Here is an 18,777-nt window from a genome sequence, read left to right as displayed (position 1 = left end):
ATGACAATCTTACGCTATCACCGTGTTCTTGCGTCCATCTCGGCAGGTACCGCGCTGACACTGGTTTTAAGCTCGTGTGCTGTGTTTTCCGCGAGGAAAGAAGAAACAATACCGCGCGCCCCAGAACGCCCGGTGGCTTCCAGCTCATACAGCCCATACAGCAGGTACACCAAACCCGAAATGCCAACCTGCCCGGAGCCCGGCAAATTCAACCCGGCTGAGGCCACCTCATCCGCCACAGCCTCTGCGTCCGTGTCACCCAGCGCCACCCCGTCAGCATCTGGCGGCGAGGTGCGCACCGTTGGTCTGACCGACGATAATAAAGCTGGTAAACCCCGCCCGCGCTCGCAGGGGGGAACCAGTAAGTACGTGACAGTGCATGATGACGGCTCCTGGAAGTATTCCCCTGATAAAGACCGGGAGCTGACCGTGAACGCTGACGGCACCTGGTCATATCGATCAGACGGTTATCGTCATCAGGAAGTTACACTTCACGCCGACGGGTCGTGGGATGCTGTGGAAAATAGCAAATCCACGCAGGAGAAAACGCACGTCAACCCTGATGGGTCGTGGGATACAGTCACTAAATATGAGGCCGAAGAGGGGAAAGAAGCTGTAGAGGCCCGAGAACAGGTGCGCCCTGACGGCAGCTGGGAGAAGAAAGGTCGCTACCAAACCATTATTGGCAGTGCGGACGGAACCGTCACAATCACCGATTCGAAGAATGGGCAGCAGAGTACCTCAGTAAGCTCCGCGTGGGGCCTTGTGAAGCCCTTCGACTACGAGCAATCGTCTATCGTGCAGCGGACAGAAGATATTAAATACGGTGTGGGAAGTAACGGCGTCATCCCGCTGATACCGCGTACACCCTTGCCCAGGGGTGTAAAGGCCGTACAGGCACCCGTTGGTTCCGAACAGGAACGTTTCGCCATAGCGCAGCAGCAGCGGCTTGTCCTCACCGATGATAATAAGGCAGGTAAAGAGCCACGCCGTCGGGAAACGGAGTCCCATGACTGGGGCCTAAGCAACGTTCACCTCAAAGATGATGGGTCTTACTCATATTCCACTAAAGAAGAAGATGTAACCGCTGAAGTTGCCGCCGACGGTACATGGAAATCCAAAAATAGTGACGGTGACACCACAACCTTGAACGCGGACGGGTCATGGGACTCCTACACCGAAAAAACCAAGGTGAATATGCATGTGAACCCGAACGGCACGTGGGTGAAGAAAACCGGGGAATCCACAAAGATACAGATGTTTGCCAACGGCTCATGGTGCTATGAATACAAGGACAGCGAAATCACCTACGGTACCCCCGACGGCAAAATCTATGAGGGCGTTTCGGATAAGAAATGGATAGAGGTCGCACGAAAAACATGGGAGAACCGGGGCGGAGATAAAAGCATAAAAGACCCGGAAACCCCCCGCGCACCATTAACTGTTAAAGATGGTGTTATGCCCCTAAGGGCGCGTAACCCCTTAGCCGCAGGGCAGAAGGCATTCCCATAAAACACAGCACCGCTAACACTGTAACCGGTGAATACAGCAGTACCCGCCCGCTACGGTTCGCTCCGTATGCGGGCGTTGCTGTACCCGGCTGTGCCGCCTCCGGGAAGGGCCTTTGCGTTAAATGTTAAAACGCCTGGCGTTAAATAATTGCCCGACAGGGGATTCTGAAAACCCTGAAATACCAAGGGAAAACGGCTCTCCCGTTAAATATCAGATTCGTGCCTGTTAAATAATGCTGTTTGGGAAGTCTCTGCCGGCGATGTGAAAGACCTGCTTCCCGGCTCCTCCGCAGTGCGCAGTAAACAACTGAAAAGCCTGCTTGACCGCGACCTGCTCTACCGGCCTGAAGGCACCCGCAAATACAGTGCACGGGCGTGGGGTAACGACCTAAGTATCCACCTGGTGCGCAGGCTCGACGAGTTGGGGATGCTCCCATCAATCCTGCGGGACGGGCTATAGACAAAACCCACAAAGCCGCAATAGCGGATGGGATGAGAGCATCGCGAAAAGGATCCTGCGCCCAGGGGCGTGTTTTAGCGGCCTCAAAAAAGTCTAAAGGGTATATTAGAAGAGGAAAACGCCCATAAACCCATAATATTCACCGGTAAGGAATTACTATGCATAAGCTTCGCATACTTTCCGTAGGCGCGGTCATGGTTCTCGCACTCAGCGCCTGCACCGCAGCCTCCACCTCAAGCTCATCCAGCTCAAAATCACAGTCCGCCAGCAGCAGCCGAGCCTCAAGCGCAGCATCATCAAGCTACACGGCATCCGCCACCCCCACCCCAAAAGAACAAATTGACGCCAAAGAACTCATTGAACACCCCGAAAAAGCGCGGGAATATAACTTCTTCACCGACGTAAAATTCCCCATCACCTGCCCCGCCCATGAAGTCGGCAAAAACCCCGACAAGGTTCCCTTCGAAAGCCAGAATGCCCCCGGCGGCTCAGCTGCTCTCACCGATGATAATAAGGCCGGTAAGCCGCGCCCGCGCCCGAACGACCCCATCAGCAGCTCTGACAAACCCTGGGTAAAAATTAACGACTCCGACGGCTCCTGGACCTACATTAAGCGCGGCAGCGACCACATTGAGGTAAAAGCCGACGGCACCTGGACCGCAGAAACAGGGATGAAAAGCATGCAGCTGAACCCCGACGGCTCCTGGGACATGACCGTTAAAGAAAACGTGGGATACGGTTCTAGGCAGGTGATTCACGTGAACCCCGACGGCACCTTCCGGTACATGAAAGACAAAGAGGTAAAAACCGTGACCTGTGCGGACGGATCGTGGGTTGAGATCACTCCCCGCAGCGTGAGTGTGGGGGATAGAGATAAAGAGATTACCACCACGGTGTCCTCCGACGGGAAAATCGAGGACGAAGGATTCTCCGGCCCACGAAATACCCGCAACGATTTGAGTGTATCCGGCTACGGAGCCCCGGGGGCTGGTGGGGTGAAACCACTGAAACCTCGCCGTATCCTCAAGGGCGGGTGCGCCTCTAACAGGGTAGGGCCGCAACGCCTGACCACTACTCGCCCACATCCCTAAGACACTGTGACGCCAAGGCAACTCCATTCCTCCTCTGGCGTCACAGTGTCATTATTATGCGGTCCTGCCGGTAAGCACACAGGGGTGCGGCATCTTTAGAACGACCCCGGGATGCGGGATACTGTGCTGTTGCTGTGCGCGGCTTATGCATCCACTATGTTGTGCGAGAAAAACGGGAAAAACCGCCACTGCACCCCCAAACTCCCGCTACCCTTTAAGACATGAGTAGCAAAGCAACCGAAATCGCTAAAAATCTTCCCACCCTTGAGCACCCAGACGGCAGCCCCATCCGCGCCCTTGTCGCCGACGACGAAGAGATGCTGAAAGAACTCGTGAGCATGGGCCTGAAAATGATCGGCTGGGAAGTGCGGTCTGCCACCGACGGGCCCACCGCGCTCGCCATTGCCCGTGACTGGCGGCCAGACGTACTGGTACTCGATATTATGATGCCTGGCTTTGACGGTTTGGAACTGCTGGAACGCATCCGCAAATTTTACCCCGAGGTGCCGTGCCTCTTCCTCACCGCCAAAGACTCTGTTGATAACCGTATTGAAGGGCTGGCGGCGGGTGCCGACGATTATGTGACTAAACCATTCTCAATGGAGGAGGTGATGATTCGCCTGCACCGGCTGGTGCAACGCTCGGGTGTGGCTGCGGTTGATGACGCCGAACTAGTGGTGGGAGATTTGATCCTGAACCAGGACACCCGTGAGGTGAGCCGTGGCGGCGACCCCATCACGCTTACCGCAACTCAGTTCGATTTGCTGCGCTACCTCATGGAGAACGCTAAACGCGTGGTCTCTAAAAGCCAGATTCTTGATAACGTGTGGAACTACGATTTTGGCGGACAAGCAAATATTGTGGAGCTTTACATCTCGTATCTGCGTAAGAAGATTGATGTGGGGCGTGAGCCTATGATTCACACAGTACGCGGCGCAGGTTATGTTATACGTCCAGCTGTATAAAAACAGCAGTAAAGTTTTAAAAATCAAGGATTAATCCTCGCAAATACTGCATATAATAAATTCCGAATGTGGCATGGAAGGGTGGTTGAATGAACGTAGCGCAGAGCACGCACACAGCACCACCCCAACCCCAGGCACCCGCTAAACGCGCACGACGAAACAAAAAAGTGCGTTACTCCCCGCGTCTGCGCACCCGCCTTATTGCCATCCTCGTAAGTATGCTCGGCGTTGCCTGCATTATTATCGGCAGCTCAAGTTACGTTGCTATTCATAACTCGCTACTGGGTCAGGTTATCGCTAACCTCAACGGCACCTCCCTGCGTGCGGGTGGCGGCCCCGAAGGGGGAGAATCCAGTGGGAACCTCGCGTGCCCCACCTCGGACAATAATGCCACCGGCAAAAACCCGCTACTCATTCCCGGGCAGGTACCTGGCACACTTGGCATGTGCTTTGACCGAGACGGGCAGACCACTTTCGCAGGCATCCTCGACAGCAAAGCGCATACTCAGGGGATCTCAGACTCCGATAAGAACCTGCTCTCTGCTATCCGTCTGGGTGCCCAAGACGGCGTACCCGTGGAGGTTGAGCTGGAAAGCGGAGGCCACTACCTGGTGCAGGTCTCAAAAGGTAAGCCAGGCTCGGGAAACCTGCTGGTTGGTGTACCCATGGGCGATATGCACCAGACCTTAGCCGCCACCATCACTGTCATGGTGATCGGATCCGTGGCCGTTATGGTGCTGGCCGGGATGCTTGGCTCATATATTATTCGCCGCACCATGCGCCCGCTGGAGCGTGTTTCGGCGGTTGCCACCGACGTGGCGAACCTAAACCTGGGTGAACACACCATCTCCCAGCAGGTGAAGGTGATGCCCAAAGACGCCGACCCCAGAACCGAGGTCGGTGCGGTCGGGTACGCCCTGAATCAGCTGCTCGATAATGTGAGTTCGGCCCTTGAGGTGCGTGAACGCACCGAACAGCAGATTCGCGCTTTCATTGCGGATGCCTCCCATGAGCTCCGCACGCCCCTGGCCGCCATTAAAGGCTATTCAGATATGATGCGCTGGACAGAGGCAATGAGTGAGAATGGGCAGTCGTCGCTGGCGCGCATCGACTCGCAGACGGTGCGCATGTCGCGCCTTGTTGAAGATCTGCTGCTGCTGGCGCGTTTGGATGAGGGGCGTGAGCCGCAGTTTGAGCTGATTGACCTGACGGAGCTGCTGATTGAGTGCCTTTCTGATATGCAGGCGGCGGCCCGCACTCACGTGTGGCGGCTGGATGTGCCGGATGAGCCGGTTGAGATGATTGCTGACCGCTCACAGCTGCAGCAGGTGATTCTGAATCTGCTGTCAAACGCCCGTAAACACACGGATGACGGCACCACTGTGATTGCCGGGTTGCGGGTTTCAGCGGATCGCAGCCACGCCCTAATGACCGTGGTGGACAACGGGCCGGGGATTGACCCGCAGTTTGTGGATAAGATTTTTGACCGTTTCGCGCGCGCCGATAAGGCACGTTCCGGTTCGGACGGCACCACGGGGCTGGGGCTCTCGATTGTGCAGGCGATTGTGCGCGTGCATGGAGGCACGATCTCGGTTAAATCCCGGCCAGGTCGCACCGAGTTCATGGTGCGTTTGCCGTTGGCAAGTGCGGCACCTGCGCAGGCTCGGCTGAGCGTGCAAAAGGGGGCAGGCGGGCACTAACCGCTGCTTCTTTTGATACGGCGGGTATTCACAAGGATGCCCGCCGTTTGCGGGTGGTGTGAAGGAACCGTGTGCTCAGTTTGCTGGTTACCGTGTGCGTCCTGTGTCGGTTCTTGGGGCCGAACACCCCTGCGTATTTGTACTCAGTGCAAAAATATGGGTGAGCTCACAGTGTTAAAACTTGCACTTAGTGCAATATTGCACTTAGTGTAATAACTGTGTGTATTGCCCAAAAGATTGTAGACAAACGCTCCGCGCGCAAAGCCGAGAACCGCATCGCCATTATGGATGCGGCCGAAAAACTCGTGCTTGCGGGCGGCCTTAAAGCGCTTACGGCGGATACGCTCGCCAAAGAATCCGGCGTATCCCGGCGTACCATTTTCAACCATTTTTCCTCAGTTGAAGCCGCCGCCGTTGAACGCCTGAACGAGTACCTGGACCGTATTTTTGAGGTCATCCCTGACTTCTGCACCCCCACCGGCCCGCATCTAGAACGGGACATGCTCGACGGGGTGCGCGCCGCGTTCACTACTGAGCGCCTCGCCGAACATGTGGAACCCCACGCGCGGCTGCTGTTCGCCCTCCACGACTACTCTATTGACAATAAGTTCAACGAATACAGCTCAACCTCCTATATGAACTCCATCGAAATGGTCGTTGACAAGCTCTGGCAGCAGCGCCAAGACATCCCGCGGATGCGCATCGCCATTTTTGGGAACCTTATCGCCTCCGCTGTTTGTGAGGGCATTGCGGCGTCCTTCTATGACGCCGAAGGCAACCCCAAACCCCCCGAAGACGCTGAGAAAATGCGGGACAGCATAGAACACTGCCTTGGCTATGTTGAAGAACTGCTTGGCGGTCAATACGCATAGGCGCAGCGAATACGCGCACCATATCAATCAACACAGAGATTTTTGAGTTTGAGGAGGATCCGCAGTGGCTAAATGGCTTTACTCTATCGGTAGCTTTGCCGCTCGCAAAGCCTGGGCAGTGATTGCTATCTGGGTACTTGTTATTGCCGGTGTTGCCGGTACGTATAGTGCATTCCATGGGCAGCTAAAGACCACGTTCACCATGCCCGGCACTGAGACGCAGCGGCTCACCGATGAGCTGGCCTCACGCTTCCCGGACGCTAACCGAGGAACCGGCCAAGTAATCGTGACCACCGGTGACGGTTCACGTATTACCGATGAGCAGAAACAAGCCTTCGTGAACAAGCTGAATAGCCTTAAGAACGAGAATTCGGCGGTTGACGATGTGAGCGACCCTTTCGCCACCGAGCAGCAGATTGCCGACGGCAGGAAGCAGCTTGAAGAGGGTAAACAGAAGCTAGATGCCGCCCCGAAGCAGATCGAGGACGGCAAGAAACAGCTGCGGGATGCTCAGAAGAAAGCAGATGACGGCAAGGCACAGCTGGATGCGGCACAGAAGCAGCTGGATGCGGCCCGCGAACAGGCCCGAGCAGCTGGTGCTCTAGAGTCTATGCGTGAACAGCTCGGCTCCCAGCAGGCGCAGATTGACGCTCAGCGTGCCCAGCTGGCCGAATCCCAGAAGCAGCTGGATACAAAGGCCGCTGAACTTGCCGACTCTGAAAAGAAGCTTCCCGAACAGCAGGCGGAGCTCGCCCGCAAATCGGCGCTTCTGGATCTGACGAGCGACTATCGTACGGTATCTGAGGACGGCTCGACCGCGGTCGCCGGGGTTTTCTTCAAAATGAAAAGCTCGGAAGCCCCGCATGCTGATAAAGAAAAGCTCATGGAGCATTTCAAAAACGCGGATTTGAAGGGCCTGACGGTCAACTTTGACCAGAATGTCGCCGAATCTCCCGATGTGGGTATGGGCGTTGGCGAGATTGTGGGCATTGTGGTGGCCCTTATGACGCTCATCGTTTTGCTCGGCACCCTCATTGCCGCCGGGCTGCCCATTCTCATGGCGATTGTGGGCGTGATTGTGGGCATCCTGGGCACCCTCTCATTCTCGTCCCTGGTTGATATGAGCTCAACCACTTACATGCTGGGCATGATGCTCGGCCTAGCGGTGGGCATCGACTACTCACTGTTTATCCTCAATAGGCACCGCTCCAACCTCATGGATGGCATTCCGCTGCGGAAATCTATCGCGGTCGCTAACGGCACCAGCGGTAACGCGGTGGTGTTCGCGGGTGCCACCGTGATTATTGCCCTGCTGGCCCTGAACGTGACCGGTATCCCGTTCCTGGGGTATATGGGTGATGCTGCGGCACTGTGCGTCTTTGTGGCTGTACTGATCTCGGTGACCCTAACCCCCGCCATGCTCTCGCTGATTGGTCGTAAAGTCATGTCGAAGAAGGCATGGGCGTCCGTTGATACTCCTGAGAAGATCGCGGCACGCCACACCGAACAGGAACAGCGTGAGGAATCCCCGCACGGCTGGCTGAAAATTGTGCTCGCCAAACCTGTGGTGACCATCCTGCTCTGCGTGGTGGCGTTGGGTGCTATTGCCATTCCGATGGGTCAGATGCGCATGGGCCTGCCCTCGGCAGAAAGCTCACAGACTGAAAGCACTGAATATAAGGCCTACCAGATTGTTAAAGACAAGTTTGGTGAAGGCATGAGCGGCCCCGTGCTGGCGGTGGCGCACACCCCCGCAGGGATGAACGAGGCGCAGGCTGAGCAGGCGCAGATCGATATTGCTCACGCGATTGAGGCGAAAGACCCCGACAACGTGAAAACCGTGGTTCCCGCCGGGCAAACCGATGACCACACCGTACAGATTTTCCAGGTGATCCCCAAACACGGGCCGAGCTCGGTTGAAACCGTGAACCTAGTTGAGCAGCTGCGTGAGGTTCACGTGAACATACAGGGCACTGACGTGAAACTGGGCGTGACCGGCCTGACCGGCGGCAATATCGACGTCTCCAATACGCTGGCGCAGAAACTGCCGCTGTACTTGGCGGTCGTCATGGGACTGTCGTTTATTGTGCTGATTCTGGTGTTCCGCTCGATTCTGGTACCCCTGGTTGCTTCGGTCGGGTTCCTCTTCTCGATTTTGGCAAGCTTCGGTGCGGTGGTTGCCGTGTACCAGATGGGCTTCATGGGATCCCTCTTCGGGGTACACGACCCCGGTCCGATCCTGGCGTTCCTGCCAACCCTGATGATCGGTATCCTCTTCGGCCTGGCGATGGACTATCAGGTGTTCCTGGTCTCCGGCATGCGTGAAGCCTATGTGCACGGTAAGGATGCGAAAACCGCTGTTGTCGCCGGGTACAACCATGCGGTGCGTGTGGTGATTGCCGCCATGATCATTATGATCTCGGTGTTCGGCGGGTTCATCTTCGCCGAATCCGCAATGATCCGCCCCATCGGCTTCGGCTTGGCTTTCGGCGTGCTGGTGGATGCCTTCGTGGTTCGCATGACCATCACCCCCGCAGTGTTGACCCTGCTGGGCGATAAAGCATGGTGGATGCCGAAATGGCTCGATAAGCTCGTTCCAAATATGGATGTGGAAGGCGCAACCCTTCTGGACACCCTGGAAGAAGAGGCCGAACAGCCCGCCGCCGAGCACGATGAACAAGCCGAGACGGCTAAAAGCACCGTGGGAGCATCCTCCTAGGCGGCGTGTGCATGATGCCGCACAGTATGCTGGGATAAAACCCAACAATACATACTGTGGCTGATACAACACGCATTAATATGTAGCTCCGCACCAGTGACCCTACTGGTGCGGAGCTATTTTCTTTCACCCATGAATTTTTATCCGCATAATATATGGGTTTTTATAAGAAGCCCACAGATGCTGTATTTGGGTAAAACCTGCTTCTTGTGCGGAAAAGCAGGCTAAAAACGCTCTGCGGGGCGGACGCAGCGCATAATAATTTAGTGTAAAAGTGGGGTTCAACATAGTATTTCTTTGCATATTAAGGGGTTTACAACAGCGCGGAAAGATGAAAAAATGCGCCTAAAAAATAGTGGAGCAAATAACCTGAGATAATATTTTTCTTAGTCCTAAAAACCTGCACCTTTACCGTATATCAACCAAGGGAGAACCACAGTGGCCAAATGGCTCTACTCCATCGGCGACTTCGCAGCCCGCAAAGCCTGGGTAATTATCGCCATCTGGGCCCTTCTCATTGGCGGGGTGAGCGCCAGCTACGCCGCATTCCACGGGCAGCTGAAGAACACGTTCACCATGCCCGGCACCGAAACCCAGCGGCTCTCCGACGAGCTGTCCTCACGCTTCCCAGATGCCAACCGGGGCAGCGGCCAGGTGGTTGTCACCACCGGTGACGGTTCACGGATCACCGCTGAGCAGAAACAGGCGTTTACAGCCTCCCTCAAGAGCCTTAAAGGGGAGGTGAGCTCTGTAGATGCCGTCAGCGACCCGTTCGAGACTGAAAAGCAGCTCACCGACGGGCAGAAACAGCTGACCGAAGGTAAACAGAAAGTAGGCGGTGCCCCCGAGCAGCTCGAAGACGGCAAAAAACAGATTGCCGACGGTCAGCGGCAGATCGATGAGGGTAAAAAGCAGGTTGAAAGCGGGCAGCAGCAGGTTGATAACGGTAATAAGCAGGTAGAGGCCGCCAAAAAAGATCTCGATAGCTCCCAGACGCAGGTAAACCAGGCGAAACAGCGGGTAGAGGATGCGCAGAAGCAGCTTGATGTGAGCAAAAACCGGCTGGCCGAAGAGCAGGCGAAACTAGACGCATCGTTCTCCCAAGCCGAGGCGCAGGGGTCTCAAGCCTCCGTCATGGCCCCGCTGAACCAGCAGCAGGAGCAGCTGAACGCCCAGCGCTCCGAGCTGAACGAAAAACAAACAGACCTGAACAATAAACGTGCCGAAGCCGACGCATCACAGGCGAAACTAGACGCCACCCGTGCCGAAACCACCGCTAAACAGGCGGAACTTGAAAAGAACCAGGCGGCCCTGAACGCCAAAAAGAAAGAGCTCGAAGACGGGCAGAAACAGCTTAACGAGAAGAAAGCCGAGCTGGCGAAAGCTGAGAAGGACTTTCCCGCCCAGAAAGAAGACCTCGACCGCAAAGAAGCCCTTTTTAACCTGACGAGCGGCTACCGCACGGTCTCCGAGGACGGTTCGGCCGCTATTGCTGCTGTAACCTTCAACGCCAAGAACGAGGAAGTCTCTGCCGCAGACACCACCAAGCTCATGGAGCACTTCAAAAACGCGGATTTGAAGGGACTGAAAGTCTACTTTGACCAGAATATTGCTGAGACCTCCAGCGGGGGAATGGGCGCTGGCGAGATTGTAGGCGTTGTGGTGGCGCTTATTGTGCTGCTTATTATGCTCGGCACCCTCATCGCCGCCGGGCTGCCCATTCTTATGGCCCTGGTGGGCGTGGTGGTGGGTATTTTGGGGACCCTTTCGTTCTCCTCCCTGGTTGATATGAGCTCAACCACCTACATACTGGGTATGATGCTCGGCCTAGCGGTGGGGATTGATTATTCGCTGTTCATCCTCAACAGGCACCGTTCTAATCTGATGAATGGGATGCCCATGCGCGCCTCCATTGCACTGGCTAACGGCACTAGCGGTAACGCGGTGGTGTTTGCGGGTGCCACCGTGATTATTGCCTTACTGGCCCTGAATGTGACCGGTATTCCGTTCCTGGGCTATATGGGTGATGCTGCGGCGCTATGCGTGTTTGTGGCTGTACTGATTTCGGTGACTCTAACCCCGGCGGTGCTTGCCCTTATTGGACGCAAGGCGCTATCGAAAAAGGTGTGGGAGTCGATTGGCACCCCGCAGAAAATCGCGGCCCGCCGTGCTGACGAACAGAAGCGTGAGGAAGCCCCGCACGGCTGGCTGAAGGTGGTGCTCGCCCGCCCTGTGCTGACCATTATTGCCGGTGTGCTGGTGCTGGGTGCTATCGCCATTCCGATGGGCCAGATGCGCATGGGTCTGCCGTCGGCTGCAAGCTCGCCGGTTGAGAGCACACAGTACCAGGCGTACAAACTGGTGAAGGATAAGTTCGGTGAGGGCGTGAGCGGCCCCGTGCTGGCGGTGGCGCACACCCCCGCAGGGATGAACGAGGCGCAGGCTGAGCAGGCTCAGATCGATATTGCCAACGCCATTAAAGCCAAGGGCGGCAATAATGTGAAAGCCGTTATTCCTGGCGGGCAGACTGATGACCGTACCCTGCAGATTTTCCAGGTGATCCCCGCCCACGGGCCTAACTCTGCCGAGACCGTCGCACTGGTGGATCAGCTGCGTCAGGTGGATGTGAACGTGCAGGACACCGATGTGCACCTGGGCGTGACCGGTGTGACCGGCGGCAATATTGATGTTTCAAATGTGCTCGCGCAGAAGCTGCCGCTGTATCTTGCGGTGGTGATGGGCCTGTCATTTATCGTGCTGATTCTGGTGTTCCGCTCGATTCTGGTGCCGCTGGTCGCATCTGCGGGGTTCCTCTTCTCAATTCTGGCGAGCTTCGGCGCGGTGGTTGCGGTCTACCAGATGGGCTTCATGGGCACGCTTTTTGGGGTGCACGACCCGGGGGCGATTCTGGCCTTCTTACCGATTCTGATGATCGGTATTCTCTTCGGTCTGGCGATGGACTACCAAGTATTTTTGGTCTCCAGTATGCGTGAGGCATATGTGCACGGTAAGGACGCGAAAACCGCTGTAGTTGCTGGCTATAACCATGCGGTGCGTGTGGTGATCGCTGCCATGATCATTATGATTTCGGTGTTCGGCGGGTTTATTTTCGCTGATGATGCGGCAGCCCGTCCCATCGGTTTTGGCCTGGCGTTTGGGGTGCTGGTGGATGCGTTCGTGGTGCGTATGACCCTCACCCCCGCAATAATGACCCTGCTGGGTGATAAAGCTTGGTGGATGCCGAAGTGGCTTGATAAGCTCGTTCCAAATATGGATGTGGAGGGCGCAACCCTTACCGGCCCCCTATCCGAGGGTGAAGTGGAGAATGAGTCACCAAAAACGGTGCGTTCAGCCACCAAAGCGGAGGGTGCTAAACTACTGGCGGGTCGCACTAAGGACGTGACCCGCGTGGGCGGGGTGGCTGTTCTTGACAGCTCCACTTTCACCGGTGCTATCCCCATTGTGAAGCCCGCAACCGACGGCAGCCGTGCGGCAGAAACGGGTAGTGATAACGCAGATAATGCAGATGATACCGCCACCACCATAGTGGACACACCCGAACAGGCTGACGGCCCCGAAATCACGGAGGTTGTGGACTTTGAAGTTGCCGCAGGCAAACCCACCACATCCACTATTGAGGGTGCCACTGAGGATAGCCCCCACGCCGATGAACCTGCCTCAGCCGATCAGACCGTACCGGCAGGTGTTGAACTTGAAGCTGGCGGGCCCAGCGACGGTACCTACGAGATAGAGATATTCGTCGCCAAGGACATTAAAGCCGCTGATGAGACGCCCGAGGCTACAACATCACCCAGCAGCTCCGTGGCTTCCGAACCGGATGCTGCGGCTGCCGCCGAAGCTGAACCGGAGAACCTCGAAACACCCGAGAGGGCGCAGGCACCTGCACACGAGAACGCCCCGGTGGTTACCAAGGATATCGAGGTTCTCGATGAGCCTGAGGTGCCCGGAACCTCTGATGAGAACCAGGAAGATATCACTCGTAAAACCGTTGAGACAGGTGAACTGGCCACTGCTGTAACCGATGAGCCCGCAGAACCTGAAACGGCAGCGGATATCACCGTCACTGGTGAGGTTAAAGAGCCTGCCGTGACGGATGATTTTGCGGAGAATAACGCGGAAACAACCGAATGTGAAGAGCCCGCCACGGGTACCGCCAGCAGCCCTGTGACAGCAGCCTCTGCCGTTAGGGGTGTCCGCCCGCATACGCTGCTTTCCGACTTGGGGGTGAAGCGTCTGGTCGCCGAGAAGCTTGGGCGCAGGGGCGGCTCTGATAAGTCTGATCGTGCCGCTGTCAAACCCGGTGAGAGTGCAGCCGATGCAGCCGCCTCCGGGGCCGCTCCAAAGGGGAACGACGATAGCGTCAAAACTAAAGAGGCGTTGAAAATGAACCTGTGGAAGAGGCGGCGCGGGCCAAAAATCGATAAATCCGAGATCGGTGAGTACAAACGCCGCGGCTAGCTGCCGGTCAACGGAAGGCAGGGAATCCGCGTGGGTAGTACGGTGAGAGCAGGCTACCCGCGCGGATTTTGCCTCGGACAGGTGAGGGGACGTTGGTGCGGTTAGTGGTGCTCAGAATGTTCTACGATAGTAGTTCTGTACCGATTAGGATTTTGTGCGCACCATGACGCGTAATGCGAGAGGGGGCTAAGTGTCTGCGAGGCGTTCCTCAGCACTGAGCAGAATCCCCGCGCCGCTGCTGGTGTTTATAGGCGGCGGGGTCGGCTCACTCTGCAGAATATACACTCCAAGTTATATTTATGTGGCAAATATGTTAGGTGCATTTGCGCTTGGGGTACTTACCGCATGGTGGTCCCGGCGCGCCGCCCGGTACGGAGATGAGGCGGTACGCCCACAGCGGCTGCTGTTCGGTACCGGCCTGCTGGGCGGATACACCACGTATGCTGCCCTCATTGCGGCGCTCAATATTTTCGATGAACATAACGGTACTGGTGATGCGCTCATGGCGCGCCTGGTGGGGGCAGCCATGTTCGTGTGTGTTGCAGGTTTGGCCGCCAGCGGTGCCGGACTGTGGGTGGGGAGCAAGATTCCCAGTGCACCCGGCGGGCGTCAGCGGATGTAGGGGTATAGATGGAGTGGATGAGCGCGGCAGCCGTTTGTGTGGGCGGCGGCCTGGGAGCGGTGCTGCGTTACTATCTGGAGCGGTTCTTGGCACCGCGCCGCACCTCCGATGCGCTCATCAGCGCGGTGTTTGTGATTAACGTTCTGGGTTCTCTCGCGCTGGGTATTGTGGGTGCGGCGGTGAACGTTTTGGGTGGGCAGGATGCCGTTGCCTATGCGGGGTTCTCCCTGGGGCTGTTGGGTGGTTTCACCACGTTTTCAACCGCTATGGTTGAGGCGGTGCAGGCGCTTCTTGCGGGCAGGTATGCGCGTTTTGTGATGCTGTGGCTGGTGCAGCCAACGCTTTCACTGATTGCCCTCATCGCGGGGTATACGGCTGCGGCGGCTGTGCTCTAGGCGGTGTTTTCGGCGAGGTGATACGCATACAGCCGTTAAGATTTCTGGGTGTGCGGGCACACCTTATGCATGTGCGATTGTCATTCACTGGGAATTCTCAGGTTATCTCGGGTGGGCAGCGTAAATTTGCCGGGTATCCTTATGAGAACAGCATAACGCAAAATATTTTATTCGGGGAATATTTCCAAAAAGGTATATTAGGGGTTGGGTGTGAGAAACCTCGTATTTAACGAGCAGATGGCCGCTATTTTCGCTGCGGAAATTGGTATTGGCCTGCTCGTTCTTTTTACGGTCGGGGTGATCGCCATGCATCTTCGGGCGCGCCACCTTAACCGCCCTGTCACTATCCGCCACTACCTTGTCACGGGCGCATTCTCGGCGTTTATTGCGTGTATTCTTGCGTTCACACTTACCCCCATCCGGGTGGATGGGCAGCTATGCAACCCCAACCTGTACTATCCGCGCCTGTATGCGGGCTGGAGCTGGGGCCAAGCCCTGGAGCAGACAAAAGGGATGGGGCTGAGCCGCTTCACCACCGGGGTGTTCGCTCAACTATTTTTCAATATTGCGATGTTCATTCCGTTGGGGGTGCTCACCGCAGGGTGCCTGCGGTGGGGGCTGCGCGCATCCACCCTGGCGGGATTTGGTCTTTCACTGTTCATTGAGCTGAGCCAGCTCAGCGGTAACTGGGGGCTGGCACCCTGCCCGTACCGCACCTTCGACGTGGATGATTTGATTAATAACACCGCTGGGGCGCTCATGGGGGCGCTGCTGGGGATGCTGTGGCGCCTGCTTCGTTCTCGCCTCCGCGCCCGCCGTGCCGCCCGCGCCGCCACAGCGAACTGGTAGCAGCACTGCGCCCTCTGCGGTTCAGTGGATGGCGGGCAGCTGCACGACGTAAAACCCGAAAACGCAGGAGCCGCCCGTTGATTGTTTATCACCTGGGCGGCTCTCTATGCTGTGCGGGCAGAGATCTTACTGCTGGTAGGTTCGCTTCTCGATAATCGGGATGGAACCGGTGGCGGTATAGGTCGCCGCAGCTTTTGCCGCCGTCGCAAAAGTATCCTCGCCTTGGGGAATCACTTCAGCACTGGGTGCACGGTACAGGTGGCTATTTGCCCAATATGCGAACCCTAAAAGCACGGCGGCGCATGCCGAGGAGATAACAACCCAGAGGGTGAACTCACTCTCGTAATAGAGTTTGAAGAATGCACCGCCCATAAAACCGCCCACAAGCGGGGCAAAGATAGGAACCCACGAGTAGAACCAGCGTGAGGTTCCCTTGCCATGAATAGGCAGCAGGGCGTGCATAATACGCGGGCCCAGATCACGTGCAGGGTTCAGGGCGTACCCGGTCTGCCCACCCAAGCCGATTACGAGCACAGCCACCATAAAACCGAAGGCGAGCGGCTTGAGCACATCGTTGAGGTTCAGGGAGAGTTCCACGCTGCCGGTGGTAATCGTGGGCTTGAAATTCACGCCGGTGTACAGCGCCGAGAAGACGAGCATGAAGGTGCCAATAATTTCAGAGAGCGCGTTCGTGAAGTAGTTGTGAATGGCAGGAACCGTGGAGAACACGCCAAGCTTAATCTTCTGATCGGCGGTGGCCTTCCAATGCGGCAGGTAATTCAGGTACACCAGCCCCGCGCCCGCCATGGCCCCAAGAAGCTGGGCGATCACATACCCGGGAACCTTAGCCCAATCAAATTCGCCAAAAGCCGCCAACCCTACCGAGACCGCGGGGTTCAGATGCCCGCCGGAATACGGATGCGAGGCATAGACACCGAAAGCTACGGCAAAACCCCAGCCGAAGGCGATAGTGAAGAAGTTATCGCCGTGCCCTTTGGAGCGTCGCAGCTCGACGGTGGCGATGGAGCCGCACCCGATAGCGCACATAATGAGCGTGCCTAAGAATTCGGCGAGGTAGGGGCTGATGGTGTGCACGGAACCCTCCGCTTGTGTTTATGTTGGAATATTTGGTTTTGTCTGTGATTTATATAAGACGTGATACGGCGTAAAATAGCAATACTTTGGGATAAGGTAACCCAAAGACATAAGCGGTATTCATGGGTTTATGTGGGAAAATGGGGTGTGTATCACATGCGGTTTTTACGTGCTGATACGGCGCTGGCTATAAGGGGTGGCTTAACCCGAGTATCAGGGGAAACTTGCTTGAGAGCATCGGGGGCGGTTCATTATGGTGGCGTTGAAGGAGTATACGCAGATTGGAGTGGACACTATGAGCCAGCGACTTCCAGCAGAAGAACTAACGGGAATTCCCGGCGGCACCCTCATCACCAAAACCCCCGAAGAAGGGCAGCAGTTGGCGATGCTTATCGCACGGCACACCATCCACCAGATTCAGCCTAACCCGGATGCCCTCAAAGCGGGACGCCCGGAATACGCGGTAGACCCGGACTCACTGACCGCAGCCGCCCAGGTGGTAGCCATCGAGTTCCAGACTATTGCGGCAGCCAATAACTACTGGCGCTAACTCTCACCTGGATTGACCCGATAAAAAGTGCCTTTATGTGAATAAAGCGTTAAAAACCCGCTTTATTCACATAAAGGCACTTTTTATGCGGGATGCTAGAGAATAGAAAGAAGGATGCACGGCACATGGGACCCTCTTCCATATTCGCATCCTGACTAGCTCTACAAATCAGGAGAAACAGGTGAGCGCCACATATACCGCACGTCGGATCGTCTGGTCGAGCAAATCCCTAATACCCATGGCGCTCGCCATGATTGCCGCCGGATTTGATTTCTATGTGCCGGTCAGCGCGTTCTTCCTGGAAAGCCGTGGGTTATCGCTCACCGATATTTTCATGCTGGAAAGTGTTTTGGTCGCTAGTATTTTGGTGGCTGAAATTCCTGCCGGGGTTATTGGCGACCGTTTCGACCGCCGGAGACTCGTAGGTGCCGGTTTTGTGTTCAACGCGATTGCTGAGATTCTTTTTGCCACTGGCACAAATTTCTCCATTTATGCTCTTTCATTTGTGATGAGTGGGCTGAGTATTGCCATGCTTACGGGGGTGCAAGACGCTTATATTTATGATTCCCTTGGTGATGATGCTGATGCGAAAGCGGTTGGCGCGTGGGGGCATCTTAGCGCCCTGATGCTCACCGCGGGGGTAACAGGTTCCGTGGTGGGTTCTGCGTTGGGGTCCGTCGATATTTCACTGCCCGCTCTGTTATCGGCGGCAATGGCCGTAGTTGCGGCAGTTTGTGTGGCGTTTTTGCCGCAGCAGAACCCGAAAACTCACGATAAACACCCTGAAACTTCGTGGGTTTCGCTAAAAATAGGTGTGAAACTACTTTTTACCTCACCGCTTCTGCTGTACGTTGCGGTAGGTTCGAGCGCATCCTTTGCACTTTTCAACGCGGTGTACACGCTGAACCAGCCGCTTTTTGCCGCACAAGATGTGCCTATTGCAACATGGGGCGTGATCGCTGGTGCCGGTCAGCTCCTTGCGGCAGGGTATAACTATGCGGCAGGGCGTATCGAGAAGCGGGTGGGGCGCAAAACCGCGCTTCTGCTGGCCATGGGGTATGGTGCCGCGGGCTTCTGCCTGATGGCGGTGCCGCATGTCCTTGCCGTGGTATCGGGGTTCTTACTCGTGGTGGTGGGTATTCACGCGCGCGGGCCGATCACCTCTGCTGTAACCAATAAACTGATTCCTGCACATCGCCGCGCCACAGTGCTGAACGTGGCAAGCTCTGTCGGGAGCCTCGTGGGTATTGTGGTGAACCCGCTCGTAGGTCTGGGTGCGGAAGCGAGCACGCGCCTCACCGTGCTGGCGATCGGTGGGGTGTTGCTGGCACTAACCCTCACCTGGATTCCAATTGCTAACCGTTATTTGGAAGCAGATGAGGATGCTGACATGTCGGAAGCCCACGTTTCGTAGGCTATTGCGCATGCGGCGAAATAAACCGCGAAATGCACAATAACTCGCCGGATAA

General features: G+C 56.4%; 14 protein-coding genes and 1 pseudogene. 13 read left to right on the top strand and 2 right to left on the bottom strand.

Going from position 1 to position 18,777, the window contains the following annotated elements:
* Positions 1-17: 17 nt before the first annotated feature.
* Positions 18-269 carry a hypothetical protein gene (locus D8M23_RS08355; RefSeq protein WP_023133449.1) on the bottom strand — a complete coding sequence of 84 codons (252 nt, stop codon included), beginning with the start codon at positions 267-269 and terminating at the stop codon, positions 18-20.
* Between D8M23_RS08355 and D8M23_RS08350 the strand changes: the two genes are divergently transcribed.
* The 11 genes and pseudogenes from D8M23_RS08350 to D8M23_RS08300 all read left to right on the top strand — a co-directional run bounded on the left by D8M23_RS08350 (position 253) and on the right by D8M23_RS08300 (position 15,663).
* Complete coding sequence (locus tag D8M23_RS08350) at positions 253-1,512, top strand: hypothetical protein (protein ID WP_126854396.1); 1,260 nt, start codon at positions 253-255, stop codon at positions 1,510-1,512. The genes D8M23_RS08355 and D8M23_RS08350 overlap by 17 nt on opposite strands.
* 261 nt (positions 1,513-1,773) lie before the next feature.
* Positions 1,774-1,971, top strand: a complete 198-nt coding sequence (locus D8M23_RS08345; protein ID WP_023133451.1) for a hypothetical protein — start codon at positions 1,774-1,776, stop codon at positions 1,969-1,971.
* A 158-nt stretch (positions 1,972-2,129) separates the two neighbouring features.
* Positions 2,130-3,062: a hypothetical protein gene (locus D8M23_RS08340; RefSeq protein WP_126854395.1), complete on the top strand. Its 933-nt coding sequence runs from the start codon at positions 2,130-2,132 to the stop codon at positions 3,060-3,062.
* Positions 3,063-3,283: 221 nt separating this feature from the next.
* A complete protein-coding gene (locus tag D8M23_RS08335; RefSeq protein ID WP_126854394.1) occupies positions 3,284-4,027 on the top strand; it encodes a response regulator transcription factor in 744 nt (247 codons plus the stop codon).
* Positions 4,028-4,116: 89 nt separating this feature from the next.
* Complete coding sequence (locus D8M23_RS08330; RefSeq protein ID WP_037237269.1) at positions 4,117-5,727, top strand: sensor histidine kinase; 1,611 nt, start codon at positions 4,117-4,119, stop codon at positions 5,725-5,727.
* Between the two features lie 218 nt (positions 5,728-5,945).
* Entirely contained in the window at positions 5,946-6,599 is a 654-nt protein-coding gene (locus D8M23_RS08325; RefSeq protein ID WP_126854393.1) for a TetR/AcrR family transcriptional regulator, read from the top strand.
* A gap of 64 nt (positions 6,600-6,663) precedes the next feature.
* Entirely contained in the window at positions 6,664-9,318 is a 2,655-nt protein-coding gene (locus D8M23_RS08320; protein WP_126854392.1) for an MMPL family transporter, read from the top strand.
* A 438-nt stretch (positions 9,319-9,756) separates the two neighbouring features.
* A pseudogene (locus D8M23_RS08315) lies at positions 9,757-12,612 on the top strand (MMPL family transporter); the annotation flags it as partial.
* Between the two features lie 1,375 nt (positions 12,613-13,987).
* Positions 13,988-14,419: a CrcB family protein gene (locus D8M23_RS08310; RefSeq protein WP_126854390.1), complete on the top strand. Its 432-nt coding sequence runs from the start codon at positions 13,988-13,990 to the stop codon at positions 14,417-14,419.
* Positions 14,420-14,427: 8 nt separating this feature from the next.
* Entirely contained in the window at positions 14,428-14,814 is a 387-nt protein-coding gene (locus D8M23_RS08305; protein ID WP_126854389.1) for a fluoride efflux transporter FluC, read from the top strand.
* A gap of 210 nt (positions 14,815-15,024) precedes the next feature.
* Positions 15,025-15,663 (top strand): VanZ family protein, encoded by a 639-nt coding sequence (locus tag D8M23_RS08300; RefSeq protein ID WP_238693815.1) that lies wholly within the window; start codon positions 15,025-15,027, stop codon positions 15,661-15,663.
* Between the two features lie 126 nt (positions 15,664-15,789).
* Here the strand turns inward: D8M23_RS08300 and D8M23_RS08295 are convergent, their stop codons facing one another.
* Positions 15,790-16,758: an MIP/aquaporin family protein gene (locus D8M23_RS08295; protein WP_094758482.1), complete on the bottom strand. Its 969-nt coding sequence runs from the start codon at positions 16,756-16,758 to the stop codon at positions 15,790-15,792.
* A gap of 295 nt (positions 16,759-17,053) precedes the next feature.
* Here D8M23_RS08295 and D8M23_RS08290 point away from each other — a divergent pair, with 295 nt between their 5' ends.
* Both D8M23_RS08290 and D8M23_RS08285 read left to right on the top strand, forming a co-directional pair.
* A complete protein-coding gene (locus D8M23_RS08290; protein ID WP_238693814.1) occupies positions 17,054-17,308 on the top strand; it encodes a hexameric tyrosine-coordinated heme protein in 255 nt (84 codons plus the stop codon).
* Positions 17,309-17,489: 181 nt separating this feature from the next.
* The gene (locus tag D8M23_RS08285; RefSeq protein ID WP_238693813.1) at positions 17,490-18,722 is read left to right on the top strand and encodes an MFS transporter; all 1,233 of its coding nucleotides are present in this window, start codon (positions 17,490-17,492) and stop codon (positions 18,720-18,722) included.
* The last annotated feature ends 55 nt before the right edge of the window (positions 18,723-18,777 follow it).

It is taken from the genome of Rothia sp. HSID18067 (genome assembly GCF_003989445.1).
Lineage (GTDB): Bacteria > Actinomycetota > Actinomycetes > Actinomycetales > Micrococcaceae > Rothia > Rothia aeria.
Note: the sequence above shows the minus strand (reverse complement) of the source record. Positions and strands in the feature narration are given on the sequence as shown.

Coding starts and splice junctions, on each gene's coding strand:
- D8M23_RS08340 (WP_126854395.1), top strand. CDS start 2,130: ATGCATAAGCTTCGCATACTTTCCGTAGGCGCGGTCATGGTTCTCGCA.
- D8M23_RS08335 (WP_126854394.1), top strand. CDS start 3,284: ATGAGTAGCAAAGCAACCGAAATCGCTAAAAATCTTCCCACCCTTGAG.
- D8M23_RS08330 (WP_037237269.1), top strand. CDS start 4,117: ATGAACGTAGCGCAGAGCACGCACACAGCACCACCCCAACCCCAGGCA.
- D8M23_RS08305 (WP_126854389.1), top strand. CDS start 14,428: ATGGAGTGGATGAGCGCGGCAGCCGTTTGTGTGGGCGGCGGCCTGGGA.
- D8M23_RS08290 (WP_238693814.1), top strand. CDS start 17,054: ATGAGCCAGCGACTTCCAGCAGAAGAACTAACGGGAATTCCCGGCGGC.